Here is a 17,180-nt window from a genome sequence, read left to right on the forward strand (position 1 = left end):
ACCGGCTGCAGCTTGTCATGGCGCATCCCCTTACTCCCCGATGAGCGCGTCGGCGTAGGCTTCGGCGTCGAACACCTGCAGATCGTCCAGTGCTTCGCCGAGTCCGATGAAGCGGACCGGCAGCGCAAGCCGGCGCGCGATCGCCAGCAGAATACCGCCCTTCGCAGTGCCGTCCAACTTGGTGATGACCAGACCGGTCAGACCGATCGCCTCGTGGAACTGGATGGCCTGCGTCAGGGCGTTGCCGCCGGTCGTGGCGTCGACCACCAGCAGGACTTCGTGCGGTGCATATGGATCATGCTTCTGCACGACGCGCTTGATCTTGCGCAGCTCGTCCATCAGATGCGCCTGCGTGTGCAGGCGGCCGGCGGTGTCGGCGATGACCAGATCGAAGTCGCGCGACTTCGCCGACTGCACCGCATCGAAGATCACGCTCGCCGAGTCCGCGCCTTCTCCTTGCGAGAGCAGCGGTACGCCGCTGCGATCGGCCCAGGTCTGCAGCTGCTGCACGGCGGCGGCGCGGAAAGTGTCGCCGGCGGCCAGCAGTACGCGTTTGCCTTCACTCTTGTAGCGCGCCGCGAGCTTGCCGATCGTGGTGGTCTTGCCGACGCCGTTGACGCCGGCGACGAACAGGATGAACGGCTTGATGAAGGCCGGCATCACCAGCGGCTTGGCGATCGGGGCCAGCAGTTCGATCAGCGATTTCTTCAGAGCGGCGCGCAGTTGCTGCGGATTCCTGACACGGCCGGCATTGACCTCGTTCTGCAATCGCGTCATCAGCCATTCGGTGGCATCGATGCCGGCGTCGGCGAGCAGCAGCCGGGTCTCGATTTCCTCGAGCGCATCGGGGGTCAGCTTGTCGGCGCTGAACAGTGTGCCCAGATCGCGTGTCAGCCATGAATCGCCCTTGTTCAGGCGCGAGCGCAGTTTGCGCAGCAGACCGGCTTGTGCAGCGGTATCGGAATCGGACATGGCAGGGTTTACCAGAGCAGCAAGATCGGGCCGTTGGTCCGATGCTGTGTGTCGGGGAGATCGGCCAGCAGCGGCACCAGCGGCGGATCGAAATCGACCGCGACCGGATAGCGCAGGATGCGATGAAAGCTGCGCGCCTCCTGCAGCATGACGCTGCCGACCCAGATCGGCCGGCCGTCGTCGAGCTGGATTCGAGATGGCCACAGCCGCAGGAAATACTGTTCCTGGTCATTGATCGGCAAGCGCAGGATCAGGGATGGATGTTCACCGCCGTTGACCTGCGGCATCACGGGCAGATCGGCGATCGTCGCCGAGCTGGTCAACCAGTGCAGCATCTGCCCGGCCGACAGCGGCGCCGGCGTTTGCCAGCCGGCGTCCAGCAGGCGCGCGCGGATCGTCGGCAGCTCGCCCGCCCACTGCACGGTGAAAGGCTGGCGCGGCCGGCCGGCGGCATCCTGGCGCTGCGTCGGAAAACGACTTGCGCCGCGCGGGCTTTCCCATTGCGCGAGGCTCAGGCTGTAGACCGGCGCCAGCGATTGCGATCTCGGCTCCGGTGCTTTCAACGGATGCCATTGCAAGGCCAGCGCGATCACGAAACTCAGCACGACCAGCGGCAGAACCTGCGCAACCGGAAGTTTCTCCGGTCGATGCCAGCGATAGCCCAGGCCCAGCAGTGCGGTCCAGGCCAGACCGAACAGCAGCAACAGCACCGCGACGCTGAACCACTGCACGCCGAGATAAAGCTGGGCGAACACGACCAGCAACAGCAGCAGCGCGCTGATCGCGTACAGCAGCGTGCGCGAAGCCGGACGACTGGCGGTGCCGAGCAGCACCGGCAGGAAGCTGTAGGTGACCGACGCCAGCACCAGATCGCGGCCGCGCGCGGCGTCCGGAACCGACGTGCCGAAGTAATGGAACGGTGGCGGCAGCAGCGGCACCGCATACAGGCCCAGGGCGATCGCGCCGCCGAATGCCATCGCCGCGGCCCAATGCGCGGCAGCACGTGGTTTGCCGAGTGCTACGAGAGTTGCAAAGCTGACCAGCGCGACGGGTCCGTAGACATGCCATTCGCCGATCTGCAGCAGGCGTCGTGCGAGGGTGAAGCCGACGGGTGTGTGGACATCGCGCAACCACTGGAAGACCGTCGCGTCGAGACGCAGAGGATAGTGATGCAGTTGCATGCCGGCGGTCAGGTACAGCAGCAGGCCGGCGAATGCCAGCAGCAGCACCGCGAGCACGAACAGTGCCGGCGTTTCCGGCAACTCATCGTCGATCAGTGCCAGGCCGTAGCGGCCGAGACTGCGATTTGCCCGGCTCCATTCAAGCAGGTATGGCAGCCATTGCGTGGTCTTGCGGCTGACCAGGCGCGCGAACGCGATTGCCAGCCACAACGCCAGCCACATGCCGACGATCAATACCAGCAGCAACGTCGCCAGACGCCCGGCGACTTCCGCCGCCAGGCCCAGTGAAGCGCCGAAGGCGACGCCCGGCATGATGAAGGCGCAGGCCCAGACAAAGGCGCCGATCGCATCGGTACAGACAAACAACCAGAAGCGCATGCCCGATGCCGCCGCCAGCGACGGGGTGACCGCGCGCAAGGGACCGAGAAAGCGCGCGAGCAGGATGCTGTACGGGCCGTGCTTCTGGAAAAAGCGCCGACCGTTGCCGACCAGATCCGGATGCTTCTGGAAGAAGCGTGCATTGAACAGACGCTCGCCGTAACGACAGCCGAGCCAGAAGCTGATGCCGTCGCCGATCAGCGCGCCGGCCGAGGCGATCAGCAGCGTCGGCCACAGTTCCAGCGCGCCCAATGCCACCAGCGCGCCGATCGCGAACAGCGGCAGCGCGGCGGGGATGAAGGCGCCGACGATGAACAGCGAGTCGCTCATCGTGATGAGGAACAACAGCCACAGCGCGCCGTTCGGGTGCGCGTTGATCCAGGCCAGCAGGCTGTGCAGCGCGTCGGTCATTTCGCTGCGGCGAAAGCCTCGACGGCTGCGTCCAGCGTGCGCTGGATCTCGGCTTCGCCGTGTCGCGACGACACGAAGCCGGCTTCAAATGCCGAAGGTGCGAGATAGACGCCGCGCGCGAGCATCGCGTGGAAGAAGCGCTTGAAACGCTCGGCATCGCTGCGCATGACGTCGGCAAAGCTGGTGATCTGCGTCGCATCGTTGAAGTACAGGCCGAACATGCTGCCGACCTGCGTGGTGGTGAAGGCGATGCCGGCTGCCTGCGCTCGCTCGCGCAAACCGGCGAGCAGGCCCGTGGTGGCCCGTTCGAGTCGCGCGTACAGATCCGCATCGTCGAGCTTGCGCAGAATCGCCAGTCCGGCCGCCATCGCCAGTGGATTTCCGGACAGCGTGCCAGCCTGATAGACCGGTCCGAGCGGCGCGAGCTTTTCCATGATCGCGCGTCGTCCGCCGAAGGCGCCGACCGGCAGGCCACCGCCGATGATCTTGCCGAGCGTGATCAGATCGGCTTCGATGCCGTACAGGCCGCAGGCGCCGCGCGGACCGACGCGAAAGCCGGTCATCACTTCGTCGACGATCATCAGCGCGCCTTCACGCGTGCACAGCTGGCGCAGGCCGGCCAGAAAGCCCTCGACCGGCGGCACGCAATTCATGTTGCCGGCGACCGGTTCGAGAATGACGGCGGCAATCTCGCCGGGGTGATCGGCGAACAAGGCCTCGACCGAGGCCAGATCGTTGTACTGCGCAGTCAGCGTGTACCTGGCGAGATCGGCCGGCACGCCCGGCGAGGTCGGCACGCCGAAGGTCAGCAGACCGGAGCCTGCTTTCACCAGCAGGGCATCGCCGTGGCCGTGATAGCAGCCCTCGAACTTGAGGATGTAATCGCGACCGGTCGCCCCGCGCGCGAGACGCAGCGCCGACATCGTCGCCTCGGTGCCGCTGTTGCACATGCGCACCATGTCGAGGCCGGGCACGCGTGCGCACAGCAACTCGGCCATCTCGATCTCGAGTTCGGTCGGCGCGCCGTACGAGACGCCGATCTTGAGCTGGCGCTCGATGGCGGCGACGACCTCCGGATCCCGGTGACCGGTGATCATCGGCCCCCAGGAGCCAACGTAATCGATGTAACGCTGGCCGTCGGCGTCGACCAGATAGGCGCCGTCTGCCGATGCGACGAAGCGCGGCGTGCCACCGACGGCGCGAAATGCACGGACCGGCGAGTTGACCCCGCCCGGTATCGTTCGGCCGGCGCGTTCGAACAGGTCTTCCGATCGGCTCATCGGCAGACTCCGCCGATCGGTGCGACAACGCTGCAGGTGTCCGTTCTTGCGACAGGTCGGCGGGGCCCGCGCGGTGCGGACAGTACGGAGTCAGGCATGTCGTCGATGAGCAGGTGAAAGCGGAACGGGGATTCTACGGGATGCGCGTGTCCGATCCCGGCCACAGCGACACATACGCACGCGCCGCCGCTTCGACATCGGCCGCGCCGAACACGCCCTCCACCGCGGCGACCAGGTCTGCTCCAGCGGCGAGCACCTGCGTGGCGTTGTCGGCCGTGATGCCGCCGATCGCGCAGATCGCGAGGTCCAGTTCGCGCCTGGCGGCGGTCAGCGTCCGCAGATCGGCAGGTGGTGCATCGGGCTTCGTCGTCGACGCGAAGAAGCGACCGAACGCGACATAGTCCGCGCCGGCGGCGCGTGCCTGGCGCGCGCGTTCGAGCGAGTTGCCGCAGCTGGCTCCGATCAGCGCCCGTGGCCCCAGACGAGCGCGCGCATCGGCGAGCGATCCGTCACCGGCACCGAGATGGACGCCATCGGCCCCGATCGACTGCGCGAGTTCCGCGTCGTCGTTGACGATCAGGCGCGCGCCGGCTGCACGACAGGTCTGCAGCAGCGCGCGTGCCAGCGCCAGGCGTTCGGCGCCGAAGTGATGTTTGTCGCGATACTGGATCAGGCGCGCGCCGCCGCGCGCCGCGGCGGTGACGGCATCGAGCAGGCGCGCCGGCTCGCGCAGCAGGGCATCCGGCGTGATCGCGTACAGGCCGGACAATGTCGGCTCCTTCATGTCGTGCGCCTCGGAATCAGACGCCCGCTGCCGCTGCGATACGCGCGCGCCAGCGCCGTATGCGTATAGCGTTGCCCCTGCTCGATCGCCCGCGGCCAGTCGTCGCCGACTGCGATCCGTCCGGCGATCGCGGAGGCCAGCGTGCAGCCGGCCCCGTGAAAGCCTGCGTGCAGGCGCGGCCAGTGAAAGGTCTGCACATCGCCGTCCAGCCGTCGCCAGAGATTGCGGACCTCGTCGCCATCCGGCTCGTCACCGCCGGTGACGAGGACCTGTCGGCAACCGGCAGCGGCCAGCGCAGCGGCGGCCTCGACCAGATCAGCCATGCCCGGTGCCAGCCGCCGCGCTTCGGCGGCGTTCGGCGTCAGCAGATCGATCAACGGGAACAGCTGTTCGCGAAGCGCCGCCACCGTCGCTGCCGCCGCCAGATTCGAGCCGCCGCCGGCACGCAGCACCGGATCGCAGATCACCGGTACGCCGAGCTGCCGGATCGCATCAGCGATCACCGGCAGTTGCCCGGCGTCGCCGATCAAGCCCAGCTTGACGGCGTCGATGCGGCTGTCGGCCATCAGGCACTCGAGTTGCGCGGCAAGCAGCGCTGCCGCCACGGGCTGCACGCGATGGACATTGTGGCTGTCCTGCACGGTCAGTGCCGTGATCACGGTCAGCGCGTGCGCACCTTGCGCGGCGACGGCCTCGATGTCGGCGTGCACGCCGGCGCCGCCGGCCGGATCATGGCCGGAGAGACACAATACGCTTGGCGTTATGGCATGCATCATCGGCGAATTCGGTGCTTGACAGAGCGAGTGGATTTACGCTGCGCTGCGGCATCTTATGCACAGAGTTGGTGCCCGTCTGGCGTCAGCCCGCCTGCCAGCGACATTTTTCCGTCAAAATCCCGCAGAAAATAGGCAAGCTCATGTTTTTGATTTGAAAATTGGCATGAACACAAACTGGCCCCGCAGCAAAAAGCAGCGCAATTACGGCCACTTATGAAGTTGGCCCGCGTATTGTGCACAAAGATATCCACAGAGATTGTGGGCAAAATATACTTTTCCTTTTAATGCCAGTTAATTGCCAGATAAAGCTCAAGTGAAATCGCGAATATGACAACGATGACGGCCTGGCGCTTCCGGCGGGGCTGCGCGCTGCTGCTGCTCGCGGGCCTGCCGAGCGTGCGAGCTGCGGTCCCGGCGGCGGTTACCGATACCCGCCTGCCGGAGCTTTCAGGCTGCTCGCGATCGAGACTCGATCCGCAACGACTCTGGGTTCACAACGATAGCGGCAATCCGGCGCAGCTGTACGCCATCGATCTGCGGGGGCAGGTGCGGCAGACGGTCGCGGTCGCCGGTGCCGAAGCGCGAGACTGGGAGGATATCGCGAGTTTTCGCTGGCACGGGATGCCGTACCTGGCACTGGCCGATACCGGCGACAACTTCGCATGGCGCGACGATGTGGCGGTGCTGCTGTTGCAGGAGCCGGCTGCCGGTGCCCGGCGCGCGACGCCATTGCGCACGATCCGCTTCCGCTACCCGGACGGTGCCCATGACGTTGAATCGCTGGCCGTCGATCCGGTGTCCGACGATATCCTGCTGCTCGAAAAGCGCCGGCCGCCGGCGCGGCTCTATCGCCTTGCTCTCGACGGTCCGGAACGCCAGCAGGCCGAGCCGATCGCGGTCCTGCCCGACTGGTGGCCCGAGCCGCCGACTCCGGTCGAGACCTTGGGTGCGCAGCACTATCGCGGCGCGGTCGCGGCCATGGACCTGTCGGACGACGGCCTGCATCTGGCGATGCTGACGTCGACGCATTGGATGGTTTTCACGCGTACGGTCAGCGAAAGCTGGGCCAGCGCGCTGGCGCGGGCCCCGCAGATTGCGCGCCTGCCCGAGCCGGCGGCGCGCGGTGACACCTTGTTCGAGGCCCTGTGCTGGGCGGCAGACGGCGGTTTGTGGATCAGCGGTGAACGCTTGCCGGCGCCGCTGCTGCATCTCGACCCGGAATCGCCGCGCTGAAGTTCTAGGACCTGTTAACGCTAATGGTGTCGCTGTGGTGGTGCTTGGCAAGCCGCCAGGCAAGGCGCGAGACGCGCACTTGGGTAATCCCCAAGAAGCGGCTCGCAACGCCGCATGGCGGCTTGCCAGGCACCACCCCGAAGGGGCCGGGCCGTTTTGCCGCATCGCGGCGTCTCTCGTCGCTCATGTACGTCAAGTACACCTCACTCCTCGTTCCTTGCGCTGCGGCAAAACAACCTCGGCCACAGTGACGCCATTAGCGTTGACAGGCCCTAGGATGCCGAGGCGTCGCCATCCGGCTCGCCGGCCGCGCCGGTGGGCGGCGGCGCAGGAGGTGGCGGCAATACCGGCACCGGTTCCGGCTCGTCGTCCGGGTCCAGTTGCGGATGCGACGGCGCCGCTGCGGCGGGCGATGCCGGCGCCGGTTCGGCGGACGATTCGCCGTCGTCGTCCTCGATCTGCTGACGCAGTTCATCCGGCATGTCCGGCTCGGGTTCGCTGTCCGGTCGTTGCGTGCCATAGCCCATCTGGCCGACGATCCAGTTCACGCGGCGCTGCACGTAGCTGCCGGGATGCGTGACGCTCCAGTGCCGCGGGCTCGGCAATACCGACGCCAGATGTGCGGCTTCGGTTGCCGTCAGCGTTGCTGCCGAATGATGGAAGTAGGCCTGCGATGCGGCCTCGACGCCGTAAATGCCCGGCCCGAACTCGGCGATGTTGAGATACATCTCGAGTATGCGCTGCTTGGGCCAGAGCGCTTCGATCAGGATCGTGTAGCCCGCTTCGATGCCCTTGCGGAAGTAGCCGCCGCCGGACCAGAGGAACAGGTTCTTGGCAGTTTGCTGGCTGATGGTCGACGCGCCGCGGGTGTGCTTCGAATGCCGGTTGTGCTCGCGTGCCTTTTCGATCGCATCGAGATCGAAGCCGTTGTGGGTGTAGAACTTCTGGTCTTCGGACGCGACGACCGCGCGCCCCGCCAGATCGCTGATCTTCTCGCGTGGCATCCAGTGGTAGCGCACCGGCTTGACCGGGCTTTGCAGCATGTACGAGGTCGTCGGTGGCGGTATCCAGCGCAGCAGTATCACGGGCAGCACGGTGAGGGCGAGCGCGCCGAGCAGCAAGCTCGGCAGCAGACGGAGACCGCGTCGGCGTTTGCCCTTCATTTGCGCCCTCGATGATGTTCGAGATCGAAGATCGGCAGGCGCAGGTTCCACCAGATCGCCGCCAGCCGCAGGCCGGCGATCGTCGCCATCCCGCCATAGCTCGCGAGGTCGCGGTTCAGGCCGGCGTGCTGCACAAGCACATACAGACTGGTGCCGGCCACGACGGCGCTGGCGTAAATGCGCCCACGTTGCAGGATCATCGGAATATCGTTGCACAGCACGTCGCGCAGGACGCCGCCGAAGGTGCCGGTGATGACGGCGATGACGACGACGATCAGATCGGGAAGTCGTTCCTGCTCGGCGATGCGGGCGCCGGAGATCGAAAACATCGCCAGTCCGATCGCGTCGGCGACGTCGAGCTGGCGTTCCGGCGGGTGGCGATAACGCACGTACAGCATGGTCAGCGCGGCGGCGGCGAAGATCGCGATCAGGTAGGCCGGATCGATGAACCAGAAGATCGTGCGGTTCATCAGCAGATCGCGCAGCGTGCCGCCGCCGATCGCCGTGACTGTGGCGATGACGACGACGCCGACGACGTCGAGGCGCTTGCGTCCAGCGGCGAGCGCGCCTGATACGGCGAATACGCCAACGCCGATGAAGTCGAGGACACGGACGAGTTGCATGCCCCGAGCTTACGTCGCCACCGGCAAGCCCGGATTCTTCCACAGCCGCAGCGTCGGTTCAGACTGGTTGAGCGTGCGGAAATGCCGGCGGCGGCGCGCATCACGTGCAGGGGCCCCACGCAGTGGGGATGTCAGCGGCATGAGTCGGTGCCCGGGCCGTGCGGGACTGGCAGTCCGAGATTCTTCCACAGCCGCAGCGTCGGCTCCGACTGGTTGAGCGGTGTAGAACTGCAGGCGGCAGCGCGAATAGCGTGCAGGGGCCCCACGCAGTGGGGATGTCAGCGTCATGAGTCGGTGCCCGGGCCGTGCGGGACCGGCAGTCCGAGGTTCTTCCACAACCGCAGCGTCGGCTCCGACTGGTTGAGCGTGTAGAAATGCAGGCCCGGGGCGCCGTTTTTCAACAGGGTTTCGCCGAGACGCGTGACCACATCGAGACCGAAGGCCTGCAGCGCCGGCTTGTCGTCCTGCAGTTGTTCGAGCCTGAGCCGGATCCAGCGCGGAATCTCGGCGCCGCACGCGGCCGAGAAGCGCAGCAGCTGCGCGGTGTTGAGGATCGGCATGATGCCCGGCACGACCGGCACATCCAGACCGGCGCGTTCGCTGCGCTCGACGAAATCGAAGTACGCGTCGGCGTTGTAGAAATACTGCGTGACCACGCCATGCGCGCCGGCCTTGACCTTGCGCACGTAGGCATCGAAATCCGCCTGCGGGTTCGCCGCCTGCGGGTGCATTTCCGGATAGCCGGCAACCTCCAGCCGGAAATGTTCGCCGTGGGTCGCGCGAATGAATTCGATCAGCTCGTTGGCGTAGCGGAACTCGCCGGGCGCGGCATTGCTCATGGCCGTTGCCGGCAGGTCGCCGCGCAGTCCGACGATGCGCTTTACGCCAGCCGCCTTGTACTGCTCGAGCAGCGCGGCAATGTTGGCGCGCGTCGATCCGACGCAGGTCAGATGCGGGGCCGCCTCGATGCCGGTCTGTTCGATGACCTTGATGATGGTGTCGTAGGTGCCGTTCTGTTCGCTGCCACCCGCGCCATAGGTGACGCTGAAGAACGCCGGCTGCACGTTGGCCAGTTCGCTGATCAGCTGCGGCAGTTTCTCCCAGCCTTGCGGCGTCCGCGGCGGGAACAGTTCGAACGAAAAATGGAGGTCTTGGTTGTTCATGGTGATCTTCATGCAGCGGCGCCGCGTGCCAGTTCGTGCGGGCAGTGCGCGCTGTTGAGCGCGACACCACCTTCGGCATTGAGCTCGCGCAGCCGGCGCCGGTTGGTCTTGCGGGCGGCGTTGTCGACGGCCAGCAGGTTCTGGAAGACCTTCAGGCCGGTCGGGCAGTGTCCGTCGCCTTCGACCTCGGTGTGAAAGAAATAGGCATCGCCGCAATGCAGGCGCCAGCGATCGCCGTCCCGGGCCGCGACACCGGCGTGGCCCCGCGTGTGGCCGGCCAGCGGCACCAGCAGGATTTCGTCGTCGCTGTCGCCGAGCGCGCGTACGGCCTCGAAGCCGTTCCAGCGCTCGCCGGCCGGCTGGTGCGTTTGCCATTTCGGCCCGTGCGCCCATAGGCGCGCTTCATAGCGCTGCTTCTCGATCAATGACAGCGGTGTGCGCGCGGCCTGCAGCTCCGGGGCATGCAGATGGACACGCGCATCGGGGAAGTCGGCGAGCGCGCCCGCGTGATCGAAGTCGAGATGCGTGAGGACGATGTCGCGGACATCGTCGGCGGCGAAGCCGAGCGCCTCGATCTGCGCGAGCGCCGTTTCCGCAAGGCTCAGTTTCGGGCGCATCAAGGCCTTCAGATGCCCGTGCACCATGCCATTGACCTGTGCGGTACCGAGCCCGGTATCGACCAGCGTCAGGCCGTTGCGGCCCTCGATCAGCCAGCAGTGGCAGACGATCCGCGCGGCTTCCAGCCAGCGTCCTTCGCCCTGGATCAGGCGACGGCCGTGCGGACACATGGAGCCGCAGTTCAGATGATGGATGCGCATGATGTCGGTCCCTTTGAAAAAGGCGACGGGGCGTGTGCGGCACCCGTCGCCTCGATGCTGCGGCCGCCGCGTCTCAGTAGCGGTAATGCTCGGGCTTGTACGGGCCTTCGACCGGCACGCCGAGATAGTCGGCCTGCGCCGGGGTCAGCTTGGTCAGCTTCACGCCGATCTGTTCCAGATGCAGGCGCGCGACTTCCTCGTCGAGCTTCTTCGGCAGGCGGTAGACGGTCTTCTCGTACTTGTCCTTGTTCTTCCACAGGTCGATCTGCGCGAGCGTCTGGTTGGAGAACGAGTTGCTCATCACGAACGCCGGGTGGCCGTTGGCACAGCCGAGGTTCACCAACCGGCCTTCGGCGAGGATGTAGATGCTCTTGCCGTTGCTGAACGTGTAGTGGTCGACCTGCGGCTTGATGTTCATCTTCGTCACGCCGGCTTCGGCGTTGAGCCTGTCCATCTGGATTTCGTTGTCGAAGTGGCCGATGTTGCACACGAGCGCGTTGTGCTTCATCGCCTTCATGTGCTCGAGCGTGATGATGTCCTTGTTGCCGGTGGTGGTGACGTAGATGTCGCCGACGCCGAGCGTGTCCTCGACGGTCTTGACCTCGAAACCCTCCATCGCCGCCTGCAGGGCGTTGATGGGATCGATTTCGGTGACGACGACGCGCGCGCCGAGGCCGCGCAGCGAATGCGCGCTGCCCTTGCCGACGTCGCCGTAACCGCAGACCACTGCGACCTTGCCGGCGATCATCAGGTCGGTCGCGCGCTTGATGCCGTCGGCCAGCGATTCGCGGCAGCCGTAGAGATTGTCGAACTTGCTCTTGGTGACCGAGTCGTTGACGTTGATCGCCGGCACCAGCAGCTTGCCGGCTTCCATCATCTGGTAGAGACGGTGCACGCCGGTGGTGGTCTCTTCCGAGACACCGCGCCAGTCCTTGACGACGCGCGTCCAGAAGCCCGGGCGCTCCTTGGCGACGCGCTTGAGCAGGTCCTTGATGACCTTCACTTCGTGATTGTCGGACGGCGTGTCGACCCACTTGTCGCCGTGCTCCAGCTCGTAGCCCTTGTGGATCAGCAGCGTCACGTCGCCGCCGTCGTCGACGACCAGCTCGGGGCCGGTCAGCGTGCCGTCGGGCAGGGTGAAGGTGATCGCGTCCAGCGCGAGGTCCCAATACTCTTCCAGCGTCTCGCCTTTCCAGGCGAACACCGGCGTACCGGCGGCAGCGACTGCAGCGGCTGCGTCGTCAGAAGTCGAGAAGATGTTGCAGGAAGCCCAGCGCACGGACGCGCCGAGATGGCCGAGCGTTTCCAGCAGCACGGCGGTTTCCTTGGTCATGTGCAGCGAGCCGGTCAGGCGCACGCCCTTGAGCGGCTTGAGCGGTGCGTACTTGGCGCGGATCGACATCAGGCCGGGCATTTCTTCTTCGGCCATGCGGATGCGTTTGCGGCCGAGTTCGGCGAGGGAGAGATCGCGGATCTTGTAATCCTGCGCGGCGGGTTTCAGTTGGGCGTTCATGTGGCGTTCCTGACAGTCGGATCAGTTGAAATCGGGATCGGGCGCGGTTGCGTCTGCTGTCCGCCAAGCCTGGTCCGCGCATCGGCGGATCGCAGCGCCCCTTGGCGGAAACGCGAGCCGGCATTATATCCGCTTATGCGGATGAAGGGATATGGAAATGTTGCAATGAGGGGCAACCAAGAAAAAAGCCGCCTCGCGGCGGCTTTTTCGATGGCGGTGCAGACTTACTTCAGCTTCCTGGCGTCCGCCTTCAGCGCTTCGGCCTTGTCGGTCTTCTCCCACGAGAACGCGGTGAAAGTTTCGCCCTTGACCGTCATTTCAAACGGTTTGCGACCGAAGTGGCCGTAGGCGGCCGTCAGCTGGTACATCGGATGCACGAGGTCGAGCATCCTGGTGATGCCGTACGGGCGCAGATCGAAGTGCTTGCGCACCAGCTTTTCCATCGCTGCATCGCTGATCGTGCCGGTGCCGAAGGTCGTTACCATGATCGAGGTCGGCTCGGCGACGCCGATCGCGTAGGAGACCTGCACTTCGCATCGCTTGGCCAGGCCAGCCGCGACGATGTTCTTGGCAACGTAACGCGCGGCGTAGGCGGCCGAGCGGTCGACCTTGGACGGGTCCTTGCCGGAGAACGCGCCGCCACCGTGGCGCGCCCAGCCGCCGTAGGTGTCGACGATGATCTTGCGGCCGGTCAGTCCGCAGTCGCCCACGGGACCGCCGATCACGAAATTGCCGGTCGGATTGATATGGAACTTGGTCTTCTTGTCGATCCACTTGGCCGGCAGCACCGGCTTCAGGATCTCTTCCATCACGCCTTCGCGCAGGGTCTTCAGCTTCACGCTCGGATCATGCTGGGTCGACAGCACGACGGCGTCGATGCCGACGGCCACGCCGTCCTTGTAGCGCAGGGTCACCTGGCTCTTGGCGTCCGGGCGCAACCACGGCAATGCCGACTTTTTCGCCTTGCGCACCTTCGACTGCTGTTCGACGATGCGGTGCGAGTAGTAGATCGGCGCCGGCATCAGTTCTTTGGTCTCGTCGCAGGCGTAGCCGAACATCAGTCCCTGGTCGCCGGCACCCTGTTCTTCAGGCTTGGCGCGGTCGACACCCATCGCGATGTCCGGCGACTGCTTGCCGATCAGGTTGAGCACGCCGCAGGTCGCGCCGTCGAAGCCGACTTCGGAGTTGGTGTAGCCGATGTCGGTGATGACCTTGCGGGTCAGCGCTTCCAGATCGACCCAGGCGCTGGTCGTGATCTCGCCGGCGACGATCGCGACGCCGGTCTTGACCATCGTTTCGCAGGCGACGCGCGCCTTCTTGTCCTGGATGAGGATCGCATCGAGCACGGCATCCGAAATCTGGTCGGCGACCTTGTCGGGATGACCTTCGGAAACGGACTCGGACGTGAACAGGTATTCGGACATCTAATGGACCCTCGGAAAGAAAATCTGTCTATACGGATAAACGGATATTGTAGAGCAGCCGACCCGGTCAGCATAGAGGCGGCCGCCGGCAGGCTCGACGATCACCATGTCGAGCCGATGACAATCCCGGCGAAAACCGCTGCGGGCGTTCTGCGGCCGGCAGCGAAGACGCGGGGCGCGGCATGCCCGGCCGCGGGCGTCGGCGAGTGTGCGCAAGACGATGCCGATGCGCGTCGCGAGTTGTTGCCCGCGTCCGGTCAAACCCGGACAATACGCGCCCTTTCGCCCAGCCTGCCGGGTAAATCATGCCGACCCGTTTCGAATTAGCCAACGCGATCCGCGCGCTGGCGATGGATGCCGTCCAGAAAGCCAACATTGGCCACCCGGGCATGCCGATGGGCATGGCCGACATCGCCGAGGTGCTCTGGAACGACTTTCTCGTCCACAACCCGGCCAACCCGAAGTGGGTCAACCGCGACCGCTTCGTGGTGTCCAACGGTCATGGTTCGATGCTGCTGTACGCCTTGCTGAACCTGAGCGGCTATGCGCTGCCGATGTCGGAGCTGCAGAACTTCCGCCAACTCAAGAGCAAGACGCCGGGCCACCCGGAAAACTTCGTGACCCCGGGCGTCGAGACCACCACCGGCCCGCTCGGCCAGGGTCTGGCCAATGCGGTCGGCATGGCGATCGCCGAGCGCGTGCTCGCGGCGCGCTACAACCGCGACGGCCTCGACATCGTCGATCACCACACCTATGTCTTCACCGGCGACGGATGCCTGATGGAAGGCATTTCCCACGAGGCCTGCTCGCTGGCCGGTGTGCTCGGTCTCGACAAGCTCATCGTGCTGTACGACGACAACAACATCTCCATCGACGGCGAAGTCGGCGGCTGGTTCGGCGATGACACGCCGGCGCGTTTCGAGGCCTATGGCTGGAACGTCGTGCGCAATGTCGACGGGCACAAGCCGGAAGCCGTCAAGCAGGCGATCGACATCGCCCGTGCCAGCACCGGCAAGCCGACACTGATCTGCTGCAAGACCATCATCGGCTTCGGCTCTCCGAACAAGCAGGGCACCGCCGCATCGCACGGCTCGGCGCTTGGCGAGGCGGAAGTAGCGCTGGTTCGCGAGAAGCTGAACTGGCCGTACGCGCCGTTCGAGATTCCCGAAGCGATCCGCGCCGGCTGGGACGCCAAGGCCAGGGGCGCGGCCGCCGAACAGGACTGGAACGTCCGTTTCAAGGACTACGCCGTCAAGTATCCGGTCGAAGCGGCCGAGTTCGAGCAGCGCATGCGCGGCGAGCTGCCGACCGCCTGGACCGCTGCGATCGCCAAGGCGCTCGCCGACGCCGCGAAAGCCGACAAGCCGAACGCCACGCGCAAGGCCAGCAAGGCGGTGCTCGACACCGTTGCCGGGGTGCTGCCGGAGCTGATCGGCGGCTCGGCCGATCTGGGCGAGTCGAACTGCACGGATTTCAAGGGCCATGTTGCCCTGCGTGCCGGCCAGTTCGCCGGCAACTACATCAACTATGGCGTGCGCGAGTTCGGCATGGTCGCGGCGATGAACGGCCTGGCGCTGCACGGCGGCCTGATTCCGTTCGGCGGCACCTTCCTGGTGTTCTCCGACTACGCGCGCAACGGCATCCGCATGGCGGCGCTGATGAAACAGCGCAGCATCTACGTGCTGACACACGATTCGATCGGCCTCGGCGAGGATGGCCCGACGCACCAGCCGGTCGAGCACGTCGCGTCGCTGCGCCTGATCCCGAACGTGCACGTCTGGCGTCCTGCCGATGCCTTCGAGACCGCGCTGGCCTGGAAGGCGGCGATCGAGCGCGCGAGCGGGCCGACGGCGCTTGCGCTGACGCGCCAGAACGTCGATCCGCAGCCGCGCAACGAACGGCAGCAGGCCGATGCCGCGCGGGGCGCCTACGTGCTCTGGGAGCCGAAGTCGGCACCGGAGGCGGTGATCATCGCCACCGGCTCGGAAGTGCAGCTGGCGGTGAAGGCCGCCGCCCAGCTCGCCGACAAGGGGCGCGCGGTGCGCGTGGTGTCCATGCCTTGTGCCGAGGTGTTCGCGCAGCAGGATGCCGCCTACCGCGACACCGTGCTGCCGCCGGAACTGCGCAAGCGTCTCGCCATCGAGGCCGGCGTCAGCAGCTACTGGCGCGCGTTCGTCGGTCTCGACGGCGACGTGCTCGGCATCGACAGTTTCGGCGAATCGGCGCCCGCCAGCGCGGTGTTCAAGCATTTCGGGTTCACGGTTGAAAATCTCGTCGAGCGAACCGAAAAGCTGCTTTCCCGGTAAATCTGTAAAATAAGCGCCCCGTTTTCGGGGCGTTTTTGTTGTCGGACCTGCATTTTTCGCGTTCAGCGCGGGTTTGCGAGTCCGGCCGCAGGCTCCGCTCACTTCGACAACAGAGGAAGTCCCCATGGCAGTGAAGGTTGGCATCAACGGCTTCGGTCGCATCGGTCGCAACGTGCTGCGCGCCGCAGTGCAGAACTTCGGCAGCGACATTGAAATCGTCGGCATCAACGATCTGCTGGAGCCGGACTATCTCGCCTACATGCTGAAGTACGATTCCGTGCACGGCCACTTCAAGGGTGACATCGCCATCGACGGCGGCGCGCTGCTGGTCAACGGCAAGAAGATCCGCCTGACCCAGGAACGCGATCCGGCCAACCTGAAGTGGAACGAGATCGGCGCCGATGTCGTCATCGAGTCGACCGGCCTGTTCCTCGACAAGGCCACGGCACAGAAGCATCTCGACGCGGGCGCCCGGAAGGTCGTGCTGTCGGCGCCGTCGAAGGACGACACGCCGATGTTCGTCTACGGCGTCAATCACAAGACCTACGCCGGTCAGGCGATCATTTCCAACGCCTCGTGCACGACCAACTGCCTCGCGCCGCTGGCCAAGGTCATTCACGACAAATGGGGCATCAAGCGCGGCCTGATGACCACGGTGCATGCGACCACTGCAACGCAGAAGACCGTCGACGGTCCGAGCGCGAAGGACTGGCGCGGCGGCCGCGGCATTCTCGAGAACATCATTCCGTCGAGCACCGGTGCGGCGAAGGCCGTCGGCGTCGTCATCCCGGAACTGAACAAGAAGCTGACCGGCATGTCGTTCCGCGTGCCGACCTCGGATGTCTCGGTCGTCGACCTGACTGCCGAGCTCGAGAAGGAAGCCAGCTACGAAGAGATCAAGGCCGAGATGAAGGCGCAGTCGGAAGGCGCGCTCAAGGGCATTCTCGGTTACACCGAGGACAAGGTCGTGGCGACCGATTTCCGTGGCGACGCGCGTACCTCGATTTTCGACGCCGACGCCGGCATCGCGCTCGACAAGACCTTCGTCAAGCTCGTCAGCTGGTACGACAACGAGTGGGGCTACTCGAACAAGTGCCTCGAAATGGTCCGCGTGGTCGCCAAGTAATCGCGACCTCATCAAGGGAAGCCCCGTTC

General features: G+C 65.6%; 14 protein-coding genes and 1 riboswitch. Of the genes, 3 read left to right on the forward strand and 11 right to left on the reverse strand.

The features are described 5' to 3' along the window. Nucleotides 1-30: 30 nt before the first annotated feature. From ftsY to thiD, 5 genes are all read right to left on the reverse strand, one after another. Nucleotides 31-972: a signal recognition particle-docking protein FtsY gene (ftsY, locus tag G7Y85_RS09930; RefSeq protein ID WP_166255706.1), complete on the reverse strand. Its 942-nt coding sequence runs from the start codon at nt 970-972 to the stop codon at nt 31-33. An 8-nt stretch (nt 973-980) separates the two neighbouring features. After that, nucleotides 981-2,942, reverse strand: a complete 1,962-nt coding sequence (locus G7Y85_RS09935; protein ID WP_166255709.1) for a VTT domain-containing protein — start codon at nt 2,940-2,942, stop codon at nt 981-983. Then, the gene (gene hemL, locus G7Y85_RS09940; RefSeq protein ID WP_166255712.1) at nt 2,939-4,222 is read right to left on the reverse strand and encodes a glutamate-1-semialdehyde 2,1-aminomutase; all 1,284 of its coding nucleotides are present in this window, start codon (nt 4,220-4,222) and stop codon (nt 2,939-2,941) included. Before hemL ends, G7Y85_RS09935 begins: the two co-directional genes overlap by 4 nt. 133 nt (nt 4,223-4,355) lie before the next feature. Continuing rightward, nucleotides 4,356-5,006, reverse strand: coding sequence for a thiamine phosphate synthase (thiE, locus tag G7Y85_RS09945; RefSeq protein ID WP_166255714.1), 651 nt, complete (start codon nt 5,004-5,006; stop codon nt 4,356-4,358). Next, nucleotides 5,003-5,782 (reverse strand): bifunctional hydroxymethylpyrimidine kinase/phosphomethylpyrimidine kinase, encoded by a 780-nt coding sequence (gene thiD / locus G7Y85_RS09950; RefSeq protein WP_166255717.1) that lies wholly within the window; start codon nt 5,780-5,782, stop codon nt 5,003-5,005. Before thiD ends, thiE begins: the two co-directional genes overlap by 4 nt. 327 nt (nt 5,783-6,109) lie before the next feature. On the opposite strand from thiD, the gene G7Y85_RS09955 reads away from it, so the two are divergent. Beyond that, complete coding sequence (locus G7Y85_RS09955; protein WP_166255720.1) at nt 6,110-7,015, forward strand: SdiA-regulated/phytase-like domain-containing protein; 906 nt, start codon at nt 6,110-6,112, stop codon at nt 7,013-7,015. 272 nt (nt 7,016-7,287) lie between these two features. Here the strand turns inward: G7Y85_RS09955 and mtgA are convergent, their stop codons facing one another. From mtgA to metK, 6 genes are all read right to left on the reverse strand, one after another. Continuing rightward, the gene (gene mtgA, locus G7Y85_RS09960; RefSeq protein WP_166255723.1) at nt 7,288-8,178 is read right to left on the reverse strand and encodes a monofunctional biosynthetic peptidoglycan transglycosylase; all 891 of its coding nucleotides are present in this window, start codon (nt 8,176-8,178) and stop codon (nt 7,288-7,290) included. Continuing rightward, nucleotides 8,175-8,801 (reverse strand): trimeric intracellular cation channel family protein, encoded by a 627-nt coding sequence (locus G7Y85_RS09965; protein ID WP_166255726.1) that lies wholly within the window; start codon nt 8,799-8,801, stop codon nt 8,175-8,177. The genes mtgA and G7Y85_RS09965 overlap by 4 nt, the downstream gene beginning before the upstream one ends. A 284-nt stretch (nt 8,802-9,085) precedes the next feature. Continuing rightward, complete coding sequence (metF, locus tag G7Y85_RS09970) at nt 9,086-9,964, reverse strand: methylenetetrahydrofolate reductase [NAD(P)H] (RefSeq protein ID WP_166255729.1); 879 nt, start codon at nt 9,962-9,964, stop codon at nt 9,086-9,088. Nucleotides 9,965-9,972: 8 nt separating this feature from the next. Next, on the reverse strand, nt 9,973-10,782 hold the full coding sequence (locus tag G7Y85_RS09975) for an MBL fold metallo-hydrolase (protein ID WP_166255733.1): 810 nt from the start codon (nt 10,780-10,782) through the stop codon (nt 9,973-9,975). A gap of 73 nt (nt 10,783-10,855) precedes the next feature. After that, on the reverse strand, nt 10,856-12,295 hold the full coding sequence (gene ahcY, locus G7Y85_RS09980) for an adenosylhomocysteinase (RefSeq protein ID WP_166255736.1): 1,440 nt from the start codon (nt 12,293-12,295) through the stop codon (nt 10,856-10,858). 32 nt (nt 12,296-12,327) lie between these two features. Then, a riboswitch (S-adenosyl-L-homocysteine riboswitch) is annotated at nt 12,328-12,404 on the reverse strand. A 115-nt stretch (nt 12,405-12,519) separates the two neighbouring features. Continuing rightward, nucleotides 12,520-13,719: a methionine adenosyltransferase gene (gene metK / locus G7Y85_RS09985; protein WP_166255739.1), complete on the reverse strand. Its 1,200-nt coding sequence runs from the start codon at nt 13,717-13,719 to the stop codon at nt 12,520-12,522. Nucleotides 13,720-14,024: 305 nt separating this feature from the next. On the opposite strand from metK, the gene tkt reads away from it, so the two are divergent. Together tkt and gap are read left to right on the forward strand one after the other, a co-directional pair. Next, the gene (tkt, locus tag G7Y85_RS09990; RefSeq protein WP_166255742.1) at nt 14,025-16,025 is read left to right on the forward strand and encodes a transketolase; all 2,001 of its coding nucleotides are present in this window, start codon (nt 14,025-14,027) and stop codon (nt 16,023-16,025) included. Between the two features lie 124 nt (nt 16,026-16,149). Further along, on the forward strand, nt 16,150-17,151 hold the full coding sequence (gap, locus tag G7Y85_RS09995) for a type I glyceraldehyde-3-phosphate dehydrogenase (RefSeq protein WP_166255745.1): 1,002 nt from the start codon (nt 16,150-16,152) through the stop codon (nt 17,149-17,151). Nucleotides 17,152-17,180: the final 29 nt, after the last annotated feature.

This window comes from Solimonas terrae, assembly GCF_011067135.1.
In the GTDB taxonomy this organism is placed as follows: domain Bacteria; phylum Pseudomonadota; class Gammaproteobacteria; order Nevskiales; family Nevskiaceae; genus Solimonas; species Solimonas terrae.